The organism is Vallitalea longa, assembly GCF_027923465.1.
GTDB lineage: Bacteria > Bacillota > Clostridia > Lachnospirales > Vallitaleaceae > Vallitalea > Vallitalea longa.
Window position 1 is genome coordinate 12,267 of record NZ_BRLB01000013.1, and the last position, 17,560, is coordinate 29,826.

General features: G+C 31.7%; 16 protein-coding genes and 2 pseudogenes. 15 read left to right on the forward strand and 3 right to left on the reverse strand.

What is annotated here, in order from left to right:
* Positions 1–63: 63 nt before the first annotated feature.
* Positions 64–1,062: a LacI family DNA-binding transcriptional regulator gene (locus QMG30_RS17360; protein WP_330680774.1), complete on the reverse strand. Its 999-nt coding sequence runs from the start codon at positions 1,060–1,062 to the stop codon at positions 64–66.
* Positions 1,063–1,673: 611 nt separating this feature from the next.
* Here QMG30_RS17360 and guaA point away from each other — a divergent pair.
* Positions 1,674–3,209, forward strand: a complete 1,536-nt coding sequence (gene guaA, locus QMG30_RS17365) for a glutamine-hydrolyzing GMP synthase (RefSeq protein ID WP_281817547.1) — start codon at positions 1,674–1,676, stop codon at positions 3,207–3,209.
* A gap of 96 nt (positions 3,210–3,305) precedes the next feature.
* On the opposite strand, the gene QMG30_RS17370 is transcribed toward guaA, so the two are convergent.
* Positions 3,306–3,656 carry a hypothetical protein gene (locus tag QMG30_RS17370; protein WP_281817548.1) on the reverse strand — a complete coding sequence of 117 codons (351 nt, stop codon included), beginning with the start codon at positions 3,654–3,656 and terminating at the stop codon, positions 3,306–3,308.
* 183 nt (positions 3,657–3,839) lie between these two features.
* Here QMG30_RS17370 and QMG30_RS17375 point away from each other — a divergent pair.
* The 7 genes and pseudogenes from QMG30_RS17375 to QMG30_RS17405 all read left to right on the forward strand — a co-directional run.
* Positions 3,840–4,076, forward strand: a pseudogene (locus QMG30_RS17375) (tyrosine-type recombinase/integrase); the annotation flags it as partial.
* Positions 4,073–4,396, forward strand: a complete 324-nt coding sequence (locus QMG30_RS17380; protein WP_281817549.1) for a plasmid mobilization protein — start codon at positions 4,073–4,075, stop codon at positions 4,394–4,396. The pseudogene QMG30_RS17375 and the gene QMG30_RS17380, both read left to right, overlap by 4 nt.
* Before the next feature lie 82 nt (positions 4,397–4,478).
* Positions 4,479–4,643, forward strand: a complete 165-nt coding sequence (locus QMG30_RS17385; protein ID WP_281817551.1) for a hypothetical protein — start codon at positions 4,479–4,481, stop codon at positions 4,641–4,643.
* A gap of 260 nt (positions 4,644–4,903) precedes the next feature.
* A complete protein-coding gene (locus tag QMG30_RS17390) occupies positions 4,904–6,619 on the forward strand; it encodes an N-6 DNA methylase (RefSeq protein WP_281817552.1) in 1,716 nt (571 codons plus the stop codon).
* Entirely contained in the window at positions 6,619–7,152 is a 534-nt protein-coding gene (locus tag QMG30_RS17395; RefSeq protein ID WP_281817554.1) for a hypothetical protein, read from the forward strand. Before QMG30_RS17390 ends, QMG30_RS17395 begins: the two co-directional genes overlap by 1 nt.
* Positions 7,153–7,531: 379 nt before the next feature.
* The gene (locus QMG30_RS17400) at positions 7,532–8,149 is read left to right on the forward strand and encodes a class I SAM-dependent DNA methyltransferase (RefSeq protein ID WP_281817556.1); all 618 of its coding nucleotides are present in this window, start codon (positions 7,532–7,534) and stop codon (positions 8,147–8,149) included.
* A gap of 89 nt (positions 8,150–8,238) precedes the next feature.
* Complete coding sequence (locus QMG30_RS17405; protein ID WP_281817557.1) at positions 8,239–8,613, forward strand: restriction endonuclease; 375 nt, start codon at positions 8,239–8,241, stop codon at positions 8,611–8,613.
* A gap of 366 nt (positions 8,614–8,979) precedes the next feature.
* On the opposite strand, the pseudogene QMG30_RS17410 reads toward QMG30_RS17405, so the two are convergent.
* A pseudogene (locus tag QMG30_RS17410) lies at positions 8,980–10,446 on the reverse strand (IS6 family transposase).
* Between the two features lie 175 nt (positions 10,447–10,621).
* On the opposite strand from QMG30_RS17410, the gene QMG30_RS17415 reads away from it, so the two are divergent.
* From QMG30_RS17415 to QMG30_RS17445, 7 genes are all read left to right on the forward strand, one after another.
* The gene (locus tag QMG30_RS17415; RefSeq protein ID WP_281817558.1) at positions 10,622–11,236 is read left to right on the forward strand and encodes a zinc ribbon domain-containing protein; all 615 of its coding nucleotides are present in this window, start codon (positions 10,622–10,624) and stop codon (positions 11,234–11,236) included.
* A gap of 258 nt (positions 11,237–11,494) precedes the next feature.
* Positions 11,495–11,998: a hypothetical protein gene (locus QMG30_RS17420; protein ID WP_281817559.1), complete on the forward strand. Its 504-nt coding sequence runs from the start codon at positions 11,495–11,497 to the stop codon at positions 11,996–11,998.
* A gap of 34 nt (positions 11,999–12,032) precedes the next feature.
* Positions 12,033–13,817 carry a hypothetical protein gene (locus QMG30_RS17425; RefSeq protein WP_281817560.1) on the forward strand — a complete coding sequence of 595 codons (1,785 nt, stop codon included), beginning with the start codon at positions 12,033–12,035 and terminating at the stop codon, positions 13,815–13,817.
* A complete protein-coding gene (locus tag QMG30_RS17430) occupies positions 13,818–15,173 on the forward strand; it encodes a small ribosomal subunit Rsm22 family protein (RefSeq protein WP_281817561.1) in 1,356 nt (451 codons plus the stop codon). It abuts the gene before it with no gap.
* A 13-nt stretch (positions 15,174–15,186) separates the two neighbouring features.
* Positions 15,187–16,128, forward strand: coding sequence for a DUF1848 domain-containing protein (locus tag QMG30_RS17435; RefSeq protein WP_281817563.1), 942 nt, complete (start codon positions 15,187–15,189; stop codon positions 16,126–16,128).
* 107 nt (positions 16,129–16,235) lie between these two features.
* Positions 16,236–16,340: an RNase H1/viroplasmin domain-containing protein gene (locus QMG30_RS17440; RefSeq protein WP_330680777.1), complete on the forward strand. Its 105-nt coding sequence runs from the start codon at positions 16,236–16,238 to the stop codon at positions 16,338–16,340.
* 360 nt (positions 16,341–16,700) lie between these two features.
* Positions 16,701–17,165, forward strand: a complete 465-nt coding sequence (locus QMG30_RS17445) for a nucleotide-binding domain-containing protein (protein WP_281817564.1) — start codon at positions 16,701–16,703, stop codon at positions 17,163–17,165.
* Positions 17,166–17,560 lie beyond the last annotated feature (395 nt).

Consider the following 17,560-nt stretch of genomic DNA (forward strand, 5'->3'; position numbering starts at 1 on the left):
TATACTATATTATTTAATGTAATTCAAATAAATAATTATTTGAAGGTAATGATATAGTATATTTTATTTTGTTGAATCTCTTTCAATAAATTTAGTATCTATAATATAGTTAGTTGTATCAACTTTTTGTTTTTCGATATGATTTATCAATAATTTCGCTGCAAACATACCCAATTTTTCTGCATTGATATCAACTGATGAAATACTAGGTATTTTATACATGGATAATACCGTATTATTGAATCCAACTAGAGATATATTACCCATATTATTTTCTATTAGTGCTCTTTGCGCACCAAAAGCAATTAAATCATCTGTAGTTACTATAGCGTCAGGCACACAATATTCCAATAGTTCTTTAGTGGCTTCGTAAGCAGCATTTTCAGTATAATCTTTTTCATATATAAGATTAAGGTCAGCTTTTATATTATTAACTTTTAGAGCTTTCAAATAACCTAACAATCTGTGTTTGGTTACTTTGAATTCATGTGCACCTCCTATGAAACCTATGTTTTTCTTGCCTTTTTTAATTAGAAGGTCAACAACTTGAAACATTGCTTTTACATTATCGTTATCTACCCAATAAGTATGTTCCTCATCATCAGGTTTTCCAATGACAACAAAGGGATGTTTTTTTTCTTTTAGAAAAGCAATACTTTTATCATTATCTTTTACTGTTGTTAGAATTATTCCGTCAACCCATTGACTTCCAACTAGATTGGTTAGAACTTCGACTTCGTCTTCATCATTATCTGCATGAGTAAACAGGATATAATATCCTTTTCCTTTTGCATATGAACTGATTCCACGCATTGCTTGAACAAAGAAAGGATTCAATAATAAATCTTCCTGAGAACCAGGTAGTAGAAGTCCTAAGGTTTTAGTTGATTTGTTAGTTAGACTTCTTGCTATTAAGTTAGGTTGGTAATTTAATTCAGCCATTGCAGCTCTAACACGTTTTTTAGTTGCATCGCTTATTCTGGAATTGTCTGAGATTACCCTTGATACTGTTGAAGGAGAAACGTTTGCACGAGAAGCTACATCTTTTATTGTTACGGACAATTGATACACACCCTTTATTATATTTTTCTAGAGTACAACTTTACCTGTAATTGATTTTAAACTAGTTATGAGCAAAGCCGAACTAATAAAATTATTATATAACAATAAAATTTCAAAAGCAACATTCTCTTATAGTATTATTGATTTATGTAGTGCATAGGGTTGTACAATAAATAAGATATGTATTAAGAAATGGATTGATATATAATATTCTTACGGATATGTTTTTTAGATATTTGTAGGAGTAATGCTAATAAATGGATAATAATTATATGAAATAGTAGAATAATAATATAAAAGTTGAATAAATAAGTAAAATGAGTTGACAGGCTACATATGTCTAGGGTATTATTTTAATATTAATGAATAGATTACTTAATTTTCACAGCTATAATTTAATGTAGGTAAATAAGTCAATGAATCTTTGGTAACCAAATGAAAATATTAATTTTATTTAGTTATTATTAATTAATTTGCCTTGCATATTAAGGTTGGAAATTAGAAGAAATTATGATAGTTAATATATGGTTGCAATAATTGCATATAATCATCTATTAGCTATAGAATTACTATAAATAAGGTTGATAACTATCTTTAGGAGGATATAATCTATGAAACATGAATTAGTCATTGTTCTAGATTTCGGTGGACAATACAAACAATTGATTGCAAGACGTGTTAGAGAAGCTAACGTATATTGTGAGGTTATGCCTTATGATACTCCACTTAGCACAATAAAAGAAAAAAAACCTATGGGTATTATTTTTACAGGTGGACCAAGCGTAGTTTATGAAGAGAATGCGCCTATGATAGAAAAGGAATTTTTTGAACTGGGTATTCCTATTCTTGGTATTTGTTATGGTTCTCAGCTTATGGGATATGTTCTTGGTGGAAAAGTAGAAAAGGCAGAACATAGAGAATATGGAAAAACAGATCTAACAGTTGATACTGATAATGTGATGTTCCAAGATGTAGTAAAAGATTCAACTTGTTGGATGAGCCATACTTATTATATAAGCAACCCACCAGCTGGTTTCGACGTTATAGCAACTACAAAAACATGTCCAATAGCTGCTATGGCAGATATAGATAAGAAATTATATGCTGTTCAATTTCACCCAGAAGTTGTACATACACCAGAAGGGACTAAGATGTTAAGAAACTTCTTGCACAATGTATGTGGTTGTAAAGGTGATTGGGTAATGACTGATTTTGCTGAGGAGCAAATTAGATTACTAAGAGAAAAAATCGGAGATAAAAAAGTATTATGTGCTCTTTCAGGTGGAGTTGATTCATCTGTAGCGGCTGTACTTATCCATAAAGCAGTAGGAAAACAATTAACTTGTATATTTGTTGACCATGGTCTTCTTCGTAAAAATGAAGGCGATGATGTTGAAAGGATATTCACTAAAGAATTTGACATGAATATTATTCGTGTCAACGCTGAAGATCAATTTTTAGATGCTCTTGAAGGTGTTAGTGATCCAGAAAGAAAACGTAAAATTATTGGTGAAGAATTCATTAGAGTTTTTGAAGCAGAAGCTAAAAAAATAGGAACTGTTGATTTCTTAGTTCAAGGTACTATTTATCCAGACGTTATTGAGAGTGGAACCAAAAACGCAGCAGTCATAAAGAGTCACCATAATGTTGGAGGACTTCCTGATTATGTTGATTTCAAAGAGATTATTGAACCTCTTAGAGATTTATTTAAAGATGAGGTAAGAGATGTTGGAAGAGCTATTGGTATCCCTGAGTTCCTAGTAAGCCGTCAACCTTTCCCAGGTCCAGGACTTGCTATAAGAATTATCGGAGATATAACTAGAGAGAAAATTGCTATTTTACAAGATGCTGATTATATCTTTAGAGAAGAAGTCAGAAATGCTGGTCTAGATAAAGAAATATGGCAGTATTTTGCAGTATTGACTAATTCAAAAAGTGTTGGTGTAATGGGTGATGAAAGAACATATCATTATACTATAGCATTAAGAGGTGTGACAAGTATTGACGGAATGACAGCTGATTGGGCTAGGATTCCTTATGATGTACTTGAGAAAATGTCTACGAGAATTGTTAACGAAGTGGATAATGTTAATAGGATTGTTTATGATATTACTAGTAAGCCACCGGCTACTATTGAGTGGGAATAATAAACACAACCCCGCAATGCCTTATAAATAAAGGTATTGTGGGGTTTTTATATTTGGTTTGATATTAAATTGATATTAAATACTAAAATTAAAGTTCTAATATAGTTCTGGGAGTATTTCTCTATACTTTTCTGAACTATCTGGCCAATTTATTTTCCATTCATAATATTCATCTTGAGTAATTTCATTATTTTCAAGTGCTTTTTTCTTGTCATACCATTCTTCTAAATACATATCTAGTGCTGTCATTGATAGTTTTATAGTTTTTAGATTTTCGCCTTCTGGAGTTATGTATTCCTTTGCTTGCATTTTTAGTTGATTGTATTCATCTAAATAAATAAGCGTATGAATAATTTCCTCTGTTTTTGTTAAAGACGGAGCCATAAGATAGTCGGGGTTGACCTTTAAAGCCTCAGCTATTTTTAGAATTACCGCTTGTTTTGGCACTCTTGTTCCAGATTCATACTAAGCCATACGGATATCTGCGGTTCTTTCGTTAAAACCTATGGCAAGTCCTAATTCCTTTTGGGTCATCTCTCGTTTTATTCGTATTTTTTTAATTTTATCTCCAATAGCCAAATTATCACTTCTTTCCAAATTTAGCATAGTCACATATTTTAAGTATACTCAATACATAATGAAATGAAACGAGGGAGCAAAGAACAAGGAATCAAACGAATTAGAATACATGACTTAAGGCATTCATATGTATCATTACTTATTGAAATGGGATTTTCTGCTGTGGCTATTGCAGATAGAGTAGGTCATGAAAATATTGATATTACTTACCGTTATGCTCATTTATTCCCATCAAAACAAGTAGAAATTGCAGATAAACTTAGCATAAAGAGAGGGGATATTGAATGAAGAAAAAGTTAGACCATAAAAATCGGTGGCGTAATAAATTAGTATCCTTTAGAATGTCACCTGAAGAAGCAGAACAACTTAATCATTTTGCTAGATTATCAGGGTTAACAAAACAAGAATATCTAATTAATAGAGCGTTACAAAAGCATGTTATCGTAAATGGCAACCCTCGTGTGTATAAGGCTTTACGCAATCTATTTAAAGAAAATCTTGAAGAATTAAAAAGACTAGAAAAAATAAGTGAAGAAAACTCTGAGCTTTTAGAGCTGATACATTACATGTCAACGATTATAGAAGGATTAAAGGAGGGGCTTTCTTGAAAGGAAAAGTCGGTTTCATGAGAGAGGGGGTCAGAAGAGCAGTCTTTATCGGATAAATGAACAGGTTGTTATACGAAATGAAATGGATAAGATTGATTTTGATTCATTGATTGAAAATGAAAAGCCGGATGTGAAGAAGGTAAATGATTCAAAGGATATAATAGATTTTGAATCAAATAATGAAACTAAAGCTAATGTGTTTAAAGAGCTGTTAATAATATGTAAAAGAGCTGTTAATAATATGTAAAAGGGCTTTTCTTATATACTGTCATGGGGGCTGTGACAGGTTTTCACCCCTTGAATTATAAACACTATAAAGGATATTGAAATAGAAATAATTATACTGTTATATATATTGGATTTTGTTTTCTTAGAATAAAAGTAACACAGAAATAATCATGGTTATGAAAAACCATTTGACAAACTGGGAATTATGGTTTATCATAACCATATAATTACTTGTGGTTATTGATAACCACGAAATTGATAAAGTAGGAGGAAAACGGATTGGATAAGAAAACATATTTAGAACTTAGGAAAACTGAGTTTAACAGTATTGAGTTGAAGATACTAGATACACTCAGAGGCGAAGGAAGAACGGACGATTACTTAGTTAATGAAATAGCTATAGCTTTATTAGCAATACTGGTTAAAGAAGTTAATGATTATAGTCAGTTATCAGAATTAATACAGGTAAGATTTGAAGAACCAGTTAAGATGTTTCTTGATAGGGTTGCCAACAAGTATGAAGAACTGATTACTGAAACTAGCAAGAGCAGTGATAATAACATATTAAGAGCTATAATAAGCTTTGCAGGTAATCCTGGTGATAAAGGAAGAGCGGAAGATTCAACGCCAGATGGTATTTCTCAATTATGCATCAAATTATTGGAAATCGATGAAAATGATACTGTGCTTGATATGGGTTCTGGGACTGGAACATTTTTAACTCAAGTGTATATGGAGACAGACTGTAAAGAGCTTAAGGGTGTTGAAATTAATACTAATAGCTTTCTTGTATCAAAGTTACGAAGTTCTGTTCTGGATAATAGGTTTGAATTGAAACTCGGGAATGCAATAAGCGAAAATTATTTACCATTAGAAGCAAACAAAGTCTTTTCTAATATGCCACTTGGAATGAGGTTACCAAACTTGAGAAATAGCCTTAATAGCAATGATGAATTAAATAAGTTTTTTGAAAACTCTAAAAGAACAGTATCAGGAGACTGGATATTTAGTATTGCTGCATTCTTAAATACTGTACAACCTGGAAAGACAGTTTCTATAATGGCGAATGGTGGGATGTGGAATAAGCCTGATGAAGGCCTTAGAAAAGAACTGATAGAACAAGGCTTGATTGAAGGAATTATACAGTTACCAGAAAGGTTATTATCAAGTACAGGTATACCTGTAACAATTTTGATAATGAGTCAAGGCAATGATGAAATCAGAATGGTTGATGCATCTAAATATGCAACAAAAGGTAGGCGCCAAAATACCTTGGAGAATCGTGATGTCAAAAACATTTTGAATGCATATCATACAGACACAGATATCAGTAAAAGTGTGTCTGTTGATGAAATTGCCGCAAACGAGTACATCCTTAATCCGAATCGTTATATGGAAGTAGAAGTGGAAATAGAAAATGGAATTTCATTAGGGGATCTTTGCTTATCAATAAACAGAGGTGCAATGGTTAAATCTAAGGATTTAGATAATATGGTCAGTAAAACCTCAACACAATATCACTATCTAATGCTCCAAAATATAAAAGACAGTTTGATTGACGCTGAACTTCCTAATCTTAAGGATATAGGATATAGGTTAAGTAAATATTGTATTCAAGACAAGAACTTAATTATCTCAAAAATATCACCTTTTAAAATAGCAACGGCTAAAGTAAAGGACGGAGAGAGAATACTTGCTAATGGAAATCTTTACTTTGTTGAAATTGATGAATCTAAAGTAAATCCAACATATGTTGAAGTTTTCTTACAAAGTGAAGCCGGGATGTTGCAACTAAATAAATATGCTAAAGGGGCTGCGATGCGAAGCATAAGCATTCAGGATCTCAAGCGCATTCAAATACCAGACATTCCAAGGAAGGAACAAGATAAAATTGCTGATGAATATACTTTGCTTACTGATCAGTTGATTGTCATGCAAAAGCAAATAGATTTGGTTCGTGACAAAAAAATGCGATTAATGGAGGAGGTGCTTTAATGCAAATAACACAAGATGAACTCTTTGACATTATTGCTGAAGCATCGAATAGACTTCATGTAGATATCCGTGATGCATACAAGAGCGGATTATTAGAGGGATACCTTTCCGGTATTGGAATGGAAGACCTTATACCAAACAAAAGTGATGAGAGAGGATATGAATCATATACTGATGGTAAAATTCTTATATTTGGTGACTCTATGGTTAAGGATAAGGATATTTTAGGTTGTGTTAAGAGTTTGGGAATATCTAAAGAACGGATTGAAATGCATTTAGGATATACAGAAGCCAAAAAGTTTAACTTCAAGAATCTGAAGTATGCTCCAAACTATCGACTTGTAATGTTTGGGCCTGTTCCACATTCAGGAAAAGGCAAAAGCGAATATTCAAGTATAATAACTCAAGTGGAGAATGAAGAAGGGTTTCCAAAGGTTGTTAGACTTACAGATGGACATAGCCTGAAAATAACCAAGTCAAGTTTGAAAAATGCGTTAAATAAAGAACTTGAAATGGGATATATTTCTCCATGAAATATTTTCACAAGATAATTAGAGGTTTACCTGTGGTGTTAATAAAATATATCTAGATATGGCATATGCTATTTGTGCAATATAAAAAATATCTAAGCACTTTTACAAATAACCTGGATAAGTTTCATAATTTTCATTGTTTTAAAGGCTCATAATGATATAATTAGAAGGAAGAATTCATAAACTTAAGCTACTTAATATGGTGTAACAAGTATAAGATTGATAGATTACTATGTTAGCGATTGTGAATATTATTGAAAATAGAGGAGAAAAAAATGGCAAAAGCATCAGCGAAGAAGCAAAAAAGTATAGAGCAGGCATTATGGGAGTCAGCTAATAAACTACGAGGAACCGTTGAACCTTCAGAATGGTTCTTAGCTTGATTTTCTTGAAATATGCAGGAGATAAATTTGAGGAGCGTAAACAAGAGATTATTAAAGAAGGTAAAAAAAGATATATCGATATGGTCGAGTTTTACACTATGAAGAATGTGTTTTATCTGCCGGAGGAATGTCGTTGGAGTGTAATAATCAATTCTGCAAAAACAAACGTAAAAGGTTTAGCGCTAACCATAGATACAGCACTTTCAACAATAGAAAAGAAGAATCCGTCACTTAAAGGAGCTTTACCAGATAATTACTATTCAAGATTGAGTTTGGACTCAAGTAAGTTAGCGTCATTATTAGACGAGATTAATAATATTAAGACATTGGAAGATAAGGAAAAGGATATTATCGGGAGAGTATATGAGTTTTGTTTGAGTAAATTTGCACTTGCAGGAGGCAAAGGAAAAGGAGAATTCTATACTCCGAAGGCAATTGTAAATTTAATTGCTGAAATGATTGAACCGTATAAAGATAAGATTTATGATCCTTGTTGTGGTAGTGGAGGTATGTTTGTACAGTCCATGAAATTCATTGAAAGTCATAATGGAAATAAACGTGATATTTCTATTTATGGGCAAGCGAATACAGCGACCACTTACAAACTAGATTGAAAGAAATGTGCAAGAATAACTGGAGTACGAAAAGCACTAATATACATCAAGTTATTCAAGATGATAACTCAGAAGATACATAAGTCGATTTGAACGAATTTATTTTGGACAGAATTTCCGAATTCATTATACGTAAGTTTAAAGGTCATGATATGGAGTGGCTTATTGAAGAAATACTTAAAGCAAAAGGATTTACAACATATAGAAGTCCTGAGGGAGCAAACTATTGCGTAGATATTTTAGCTTCGGCTGATACTTTAGGTTTTGGCTCACCAAGGATATGTGTTCAGATGAAATCGACTGATGGAACTGTTGATAGACCTACATTGGATCAATTAATTGGAACGATGAGTAATTATAATGCAGATTATGGGTTGCTTATTTCTTGGAGCGGAATTAAAAGTTCTGTGAATAAGGAAATCCCAAAGCAATTTTTCAAAGTGCGCTTGTGGGATTCAGAATAGAATAATCGAAGAAATTTTTGAAAACTATGATAATTTAAGTGATAAGATTAAAGCATAATACCTCTAAAGCGTGTTTGGATGTTGAATGAGGAAGAGTAACAGGGTAGTGTAAAGTAGCCTATGAAAAACAGAAACAAAAAAATAAGTAAGACTTAAAAGAAAAAAGGGGTAACAAAAATGGCTCTTGGTAACTTACGCCACCCTTGACAGCACCATTAAACAATGCTTAAAAAGGTTGCCGACGGTGAAGAACTCAAGAACAGATAGACCTATCCCGTCGTAATCATGGCATTGTAGCATTGTTTAATGATGCTATCAAGGGCATGTCCCTGCGGGATGGCTGTATCAGTGCCTCTGGTTCAAAATCTAAGAACAGATAGATTTTTTAGATTGTTGCTCTTGTAAATGAAGAATGGTTTTTTGACCAAGGTATATAAGGAGTTGCCATTTACCAGGCATGTTATCAGCTTTGGAAAGCAAATTAACCCTATTCAAAGGCTTTTTATAGCAAGTAACTTTATGGGGACGTAGGAAATTGTAATAAGCTACCCATAAAGACAAGGCATAATTAGCACCATCATAATTATCGTAACCATTGGTGACACGATAAGAAGCTTTAAAAGTTCGGTTAAGGCGTTCTACAATCTGCTTGAATGGGCGAAATTTTTTTGAAACTTCATCATCATTGGAAAGACCTATTACCTGAGTGATATCAAACTTAAGAGGATCTTTCTCAAGGAGAGCGAATTGTTGGGAAGCTAAAGGATAAGCACTATAGCCATCAGCAATAAAACGGAATTTATCAGGAAGCTTTTTGAGGTTGCGAAAAGCCATACGCATAGCAAGGATACAAGGGCCGACGCCACGATTATCAGATACCCTGTAACCAAGGATAGAACGAGAAACGGCGTCCATAATGAACCAAATATAACCTTTGATACCACGGACTTTGATATAAGTTTCATCGGCTATCATAGTAGAGGAATGATTGTAATCATAATTATCAACAAAAGGTTTAATAAGAGTAGCAGCGGAATGAGCATAATTAGCAACCATAGTATGAGAGATATCAATACAATGAATGTCTTTTAAAGCCTGAGCAGTTTTTCTTAAAGATAGTCCAAGGTTTACATGATAAGACAAACAAAGTCCCATGATATGAGCACTTTTACTACGGAATTTAAAAGAAGAAGCATTTTTAGGAAGAGAATCCAAATCCATAGCAAAAAAATCTACAGAGAATTCACGGTAGATATAGCGCAATTTATACTTATAGCGATCAGAATGTTTTACGTGATTAGGTAATTTACGCACATTGGATATATAGTAAGAGCACTTATTATTAATACACTTATGTACAGTAAAATGTTTCCTATCCTTTTTTGCAACAAGAGAATGATTACAATAAGGACATTTAAGAACAAGAGGAGAAGAAACTTGTTCACCGGTAACAAAAGTTTTTTGGCAAACTTTACATTTAAACTGGCCCTTACCACCATTATTATCGTAAATATATTGATGAGGAGCACCACATAAAGGGCATATGGTATGGTTAGGAACATTACGGATTTTACCTTTTTGAGTCCTAACAGGTTTTAAAGGTTTACCATAACGAAGGAGATAATATTCAGTCAAAAATTACCAATCTTGTTTAACAAAGCGTTTAATAATAGGTAGTTTATCTGTCTTGAATTTCTGATACTTAGGTGAATGAGCATCATCAAAAGCCCATTGCTTAAGAGGGATAAATTTGGAGATAAAAAGAAGTAACCAAGAAATTTGTTGATTTTGGTATTGAATTATATCAAGTAAATAAGTTATAATTGAAGGCATAGCAATGACATCCTTTCAGAAATATTTGGTGTGTTGGAACTTCAATTATAACTGAAAATAGGGGGTCATTGTTATTTTATTGCAAAAAAACTGTGAAACCCTTATAAATAAAGAATTAAAACAAACAGTGTAGTGTAATATTTTACACTACCAGTAACAGCAAGGGGGGAGATATATGAGCATAATCCAATGTCCGAAATGTGGATCTAAGATATCAAATAAGGCAAGAACCTGTCCATATTGTGGATTTTCAAGTAAAGATATAACAAGGCCAATTAATGAACAGGACAAATATAAGATAGTTCCTATTTTTCAATATGAACTTGATGAGTGGAAGCCTAAAACTGAAACATTGACTTTTTTTTCAGAAGAAGATAATAAAAGCCTGATTCAGTACTTTGGTGATTGGGACAGCATAAAGGTTAATCTACCAGATATAGCACAGATTATTCAGGAGATGCGTTCTAGAGATAAGATCCTTGTTGCAGAGATTGATACGTATGTTAAAGATTTAATTGATAAAGGGATATATAAGTTTTCGATTGATAAAAATGGTGAAATCTTACCAACTATTAGAGAGGGATCAACAATTCGTAAGATGGTAAGGTTAAAGGAAGTAAATGTTGCACCAGAGTTAGGGAAACCTTTAAGCAATCTTTCAACAAATGCTGTTATGATTAGAATTTTAGATGAAATCGAGTATGTCGGTAATGTAATTAAAGAGATTCAAATCGAAATGCAGGATGATCGCTTAGCAATAGTAGAAGCTTCAAGAGATAAATTGCTTTAAGCAAGGAAAATCCATGATACTAGGTTGAGAGAAATAGCGGTTCTTAATGTAATTAATTCAGCTACTGATGGTAAACTTACTTTAATAAAAAAATTCAATCAAAACTTAGAGTAAATTAAAAGTAATCCACAAAAATCTCTTATCTATAGTGTGATTAATCAAAATAAAGGAAGAGACTTCGATGAAAAGTCAATAAATTCATTTCAAACACTTATTTCTATTACTAATGCCATTCAGCTAGAATGTGAAGGATACGCAATGCTAGGAGAATATGAAGCGGGAAAAGAATGCTTAAGACAATTTAAAGAGTTTATTATAGATAATAAACTAAACGAACGAGATATATTGATACTACTTAATGAGAACTTGAAGCAGAAACAAATAAATGTGGTAAATGATTTTTCTAGTATTGCAGATGGAATATCAGAGTTCGATGCTACTAAGAAGATAGAAAGTCATATAAATGATGTTCTGATTGAAAGAGAAGTGGGGGTTAATGAAAATGTTCGGAAGAATGAAAACGATATTGACGAAGGACCACGTTATTGTAAGAAGTGCGGATGTGAACTAGTGAGTACTAATAAGCGGAATCTTTGTGCTAATTGTCAAAGAGAAAAGGGTAAGGGAATCAGAAATGGTATTCTTACAGGTCTCGGAATGTTCATGGGCATAATAGCGCTAGGGTGGCTTAATGACCAAAATGGTGAAGATACTGATGAAGTATCTTTGAATAAAGAGGATAATGATGATACTAATGCCTAGAGGCAAAATTGATTACCTACTTAGGAGGAGTGTAATGTATTTATTTGTAAACCTGTTCAATGAAAAGACGGTAGAGAGAAAGAAATATTATCTAAGTGAAAACTTCTTAAAGCCAACAATTGCATCATTTAACGAATATTGTGAGTTGGACACTTCAAAGATAAAAGGGTGTATAGGTTATTTTATGACAAAGGAGTACTCTAATGATGGTGTATTCTTAATGCAAGTTAATAATATTGTTGCGACTGAAAAGGAGTTTTCATTCGAATTTGAAATTCAGGAAACAATGATTCAAACGAATAAACAGATAATTAGTAATTTATATAGAGTAGCAGCTTTAAATGACTGGTTAGATGAGAAGGGTTATAGTCCCAATGCTTATATACTGGACAAACAGACCTTTAATCTAGTTAGAAAGGGACAAATAAACAAAACAAAACAATCAAGTTATACCTCACAAATACAAGAGCTTAAAGGTAGGTATGATTGGAAGGGGATAATTGACTTATTTAGTCCTATTCAATCAATTAAAGAAGGGCATGAACTTTGGAAGAATGTAAATGACTTATATGAAATTGGTTTTGCCTGCAGTAAGTTAGGTGAACCTAAGAATGGCAAGACTAGAGATAGAGAACATTTGAAGGAAGTAGCGGAATTTCGAAATCATAGTATTCGATTGTATAAGAGATGTATTGAGTTAGAACCATTAGATTTTAGGTATTTGTCAGCATTAGCATATAGATACTATCTGAACGCAATAGAGCTGTCAAAGCAAAAAGGTAGAAATGATGGGAATAAAGATGAAGAAATAGAGAATGCAATATCCTATTTTCAAAAGGCGACTGCATTAAACAGTAAATCAATTAAAGATAATTATAGAATGGGAAAACTAATTCTTGAATATAAAATTAAACAGATGAAATATAAATCACATGTGTGGGACCGAGAGTTCTTTGAAGAGTTTCAGATCGTAGAACAAAAGGGGATTGAGGCGATTACCAAAGCCATAAAATCATATGGAAGTCTGGATATAGAAAGAAGAAAAAACTACAACAAAGAATATATCAAGTCATGTTACTGTCTTGGATCGTATTATTTACAAAAACCACAGATACCAGTAATAGAGTCATTAATGAGTAAAATATCTGCAACTGAATATTTGACATCAGTAAATAAGGATGATATACAAGATGTCGCGAATGCTAGACATTTTCTTGAGGAGACATTTATTACAGAATCAGGATATGATATTTCAGAGGATCTGAGTATTGAAGAGTTATTGAAACAACAAAACAGATGGACTATTTCTCCGATGGATGTCTTGTACAAATTAGCTGTGGTATATTTGTATATGTATTTCATTAAAGATAATTACACAACTGATAATGTAAGCGCATTGAGATACAAAGAAAATGCATTGAGGTTGATGGATATAACTCACCAAATTGGAAGTCAAGGAAGAAAGAAAAGAATTGTAAATAGAAATACATGGTTTATCAGTGATAAATATGCATTATTGCATATCTTAAATGGAAATTATACAGATGCAATAAAACTTATCAAAAATGCAAGAGATGGATATATTATCAATACTTTATGTTTGGCATATTTATTAGAAGGAAAAGAAGATGTTTATTCTAGGTGTATTGATAAACTTAATGAAGCAGTTTCAAATAAATATAACCTAGCAAAGCCTGTAGCCTATGCATTAATGCTATATATTTATAAAAAACAAGGCGATAATGTGAAATATAACGAACTTTTAAGCACTTTAGATAAATCGAGCCATAAGTACTTTAAATGTTTAGGAGTGAGTTAGATGTTTGTTGATAAGTTAGACCAATGTTTGGTTATGGAGGAAAATGATTTAAAGAGTACTTTGACTGAATTTAGCCAGAACAGAATTATACCTTTATATATTGAAAAGGGAATTTTGAATTACATATTTCAGAAAAATGGTATTTCGTTTATGTCGAATGGCAGGCTTGATGATCTTCTAATACATTTACCTGATGAAGTAACTGATAAAATAATTCACGATGTTAAAGCAATGTTTTTTTCAGGAGGGAAGATAAATTATAAGAACTTTTATGAATCATATTTGTTTTATTATTTTGAAGCAAACATATTCAAGGTTTGGAAACCATTATTAGATATACAGTTAAGCAATTTGTTGAAAAATGAGTTGATTATTCTTGATATAGGTACTGGTCCGGGATCTATACCAGTAGGAATTATTGAATATTATAAATTATTAAGTAGTAGATATCCTGATATTGATTTTAGTATTGTGATAGATATTATTGAAGCGGAAGAAGATTTTATTAAGATAGCTGAACATATGGTGTCAGAGGTTATTGATCCATCAATAACTAACCTTGATATTGTATTAAGGAAGAGGGTGAATCAAGTTCTTGACTATGAGTTTGATTATACTATTCTCGATACATATGATTTAATTACAATGAGTAATTTCTTAACAGTTAACGAAAGAGAGAATGTTGCAAAAGGCTCAGAAATATTGAAGAAACTTTCTGATCATCTCAAAGAAGATGGAGCTATAGTAGTAATTGAACCAGGTGATACTGAAAATGGAAAGCTTATGAAAGATATCCGTAATACTATTTCAGATGGAACTAATATAAATGTTTTTGCTCCCTGTACGGGTGTTTGGGATCAAAAGAAAACGTATAATTGTAATTGTTATAGCCCAACTAGAGCTTATTGGGAAATACCTAGATTACATAGATTTCTTTATAACAAAGGTTTGAGCAAGGCTGGACGTGAGCAACTACCTTTCCAATATATAGTATATAGATTAGATGGGTTTACTAAATATAATATTATAAAGAACAGACAACATTATATACAGTTAAAAGATTTGCATAAATATATAAATATGAAGGTTAATGTGAAAGCTAATATTAGGTCGGTTATTGAAAGGAAATTCTCGAATCAATGGGCTGTTCTACTTTGTGATGGTAGCTGCACATTTGAAAAAAGAAACTCAGAGATTAAGACGGTTATTAAAGATGACTTCTTAGGTGAAATTGGATTGACATTGCCAATAATTGCAGGAGAGAGAATAACATTGAAGAATGTACTTGTAAAAAGTACAAATTATGGCTTTGAACTAGAAGTTACAAAAGAATCAATTATAAATATTGAATATTAAGGAGTGGCTTTAAATGATATTAAGTATAAGTAGAAGGAGTGATATACCGGCATTTTATACAGACTGGCTCATTAAAAGATTTGAGGAAGGGTTTGTCTATGTTAGAAATCCGATGAACTTTCATCAGGTGAGTGAAGTCAAGTTATCACCTGAATTAATTGACTGTATTGTATTTTGGACTAAAGATCCAAAAAAAATTATTCCTAAGTTAGACACGTTCAATAAATACAAGTATTACTTTCAGATTACAATAAATTCGTATGGCATAGACCTTGAAAAAAATGTACGATCTAAAAGTGAAATAATTAAAAGTGTAATAGAGCTTAGTAGGTTAATAGGTAAGGAGCGAATTATTTGGAGATATGATCCTGTTATACTTACAGAAAAATATGATTTTGCATATCATGAAAAGTACTTTAGAAAGCTTATGGATATGCTTAGCCCTTATTGTGATAAATGTGTTATCAGTTTTTTAGATATTTATACAAAAACCAAACGTAACATGAAAGAAATTGACTTTCAAGAAATAACTGATAAAGATATGAGATATATTGCAGAGGCCTTTACAAAGATTGCTTCAGAATATAAAATGACTATTGAGACTTGTTCCGAGTTGATTGATTTATCTGATTTTGGGATAAAGCACGGCAAATGTGTTGATGATAAAATGATTTCAAAGTTAAATAATTGTGATGTAGTTATATCAAAAGATGCTAATCAAAGAGATATTTGTGGCTGTGTTAAAAGCATAGATATAGGTGCTTACAATACATGTAATCATAATTGCTTATATTGTTATGCTAATTTCAGTGAAAAGGCTACAATTAATAATATTGGGAAACACGATGATGGATCTCCTTTCTTGATTGGAAATATAGAAGAGGGGGATGTTGTGAAGGAAAGAAAAATGGAAAAGTACTGTACCGGCTTTGAACAAGTTAGGTTATTTGATTAAGATTAATCATTAAATTTACTTAATTTATTGTGTTATATAAGATGGAATCATATAATAATAATAGATGAGTAAATATAAGATTAGATTATGAATATAAAGGAGAAAGTATGGGGAAAAAACACTATGCAGTAAAAGTTGGTAAAGTCACAGGTATATATTCAACTTGGGATGAATGCAAAGCACAAGTTGAAGGTGTCAGCGGTGCATTATAAAATCAAAGAACTTATTAGTTTGATTATAAGAAAAATAACCAATGGAGTTTAGCTAATGGATGAAATCGTACAGGAGAACCGTTTTGCATGACAGTTAATCAAAAATAAAGATGCAGTGTAAAGTGCATAAATTCCATTTATGCGTTCTACACTGCATCTTTTAATGAGACCAAGTGTGAAAAGTCAATACAAAATTAGGTGTTGATGATTTCAAAGATATGATTAAGAAATCAATAACGAAATTATTAGAATTTAATAAATAGAAATGTAATCAGACACAGTATGCAGAGTGGTTCAATGAAAAATCAAAGAAAATAATGAATAGTGGATTCGCTTTAAAATATTGTGATTGTTAGAAAGATGTTATATTCACTGTTCAATATTGATTATACCAATTTAGTAGAATCACAGTATGTTCTTAGTAATTATGACAGCTATTTGAATAACAAAGAGACTAAGTTGTTTTCAGGGGAAAAGCTAATTGGAGATTATTTCGATCTTGATTTAAAACATTATATTAAACTTGAGTGTAATGTTGATCAAAATGGTTTTAGACGTCAACCGCTATCAAAATACCTCCTGAAAAAAGCAAAAGAGTCTCGAGTTTTTATCAAAGAAACTAGTGTGACTGGTGATTATAAATGTTTTTGGAAAGTAAGAAATATTGGAGTTGTAGCAGAGAATAAAACTAATATTTTTGGTCAAACAGATATAAAAAAATCAGCTTATTCAAAAAAAGAGGAAACTAGTTTTAATGGCCCTCACTATGTAGAGTGTTACATTGTAAAGAATAATATGCTTCTGACAGAATTGAAGTGCATATAAAATAGAAAAGAAGTATAAGATTTAACTGTATATTTTATAGTAGTACAGAATGTGCTTTGACTGCCTTTTGACTATAAGCCATGTGATAGTCAAAAAAATTTATGATAAATATGCAAATAAAACCAACGTAAAACCAACGAAAATAAGCTGTTTACAAAATGGCGGGGCGAGTGGAAATAGTCTAAAACTTATTCATATTATCACAAGATAATTGTATTATAGTTAAATAGCTCTATTATTTACAAATACATAGTGTATTTAAGCTTGTAGAACTTTTTAATATTAGAACAACAAATCTAGAGTATCCATGATTCTTTTATCTATGGTACTCTAGTTTTTTTATTGCAATATTACTCCTTCCCCAAAACGGTCAATGGATGTACAATGGTATTAAC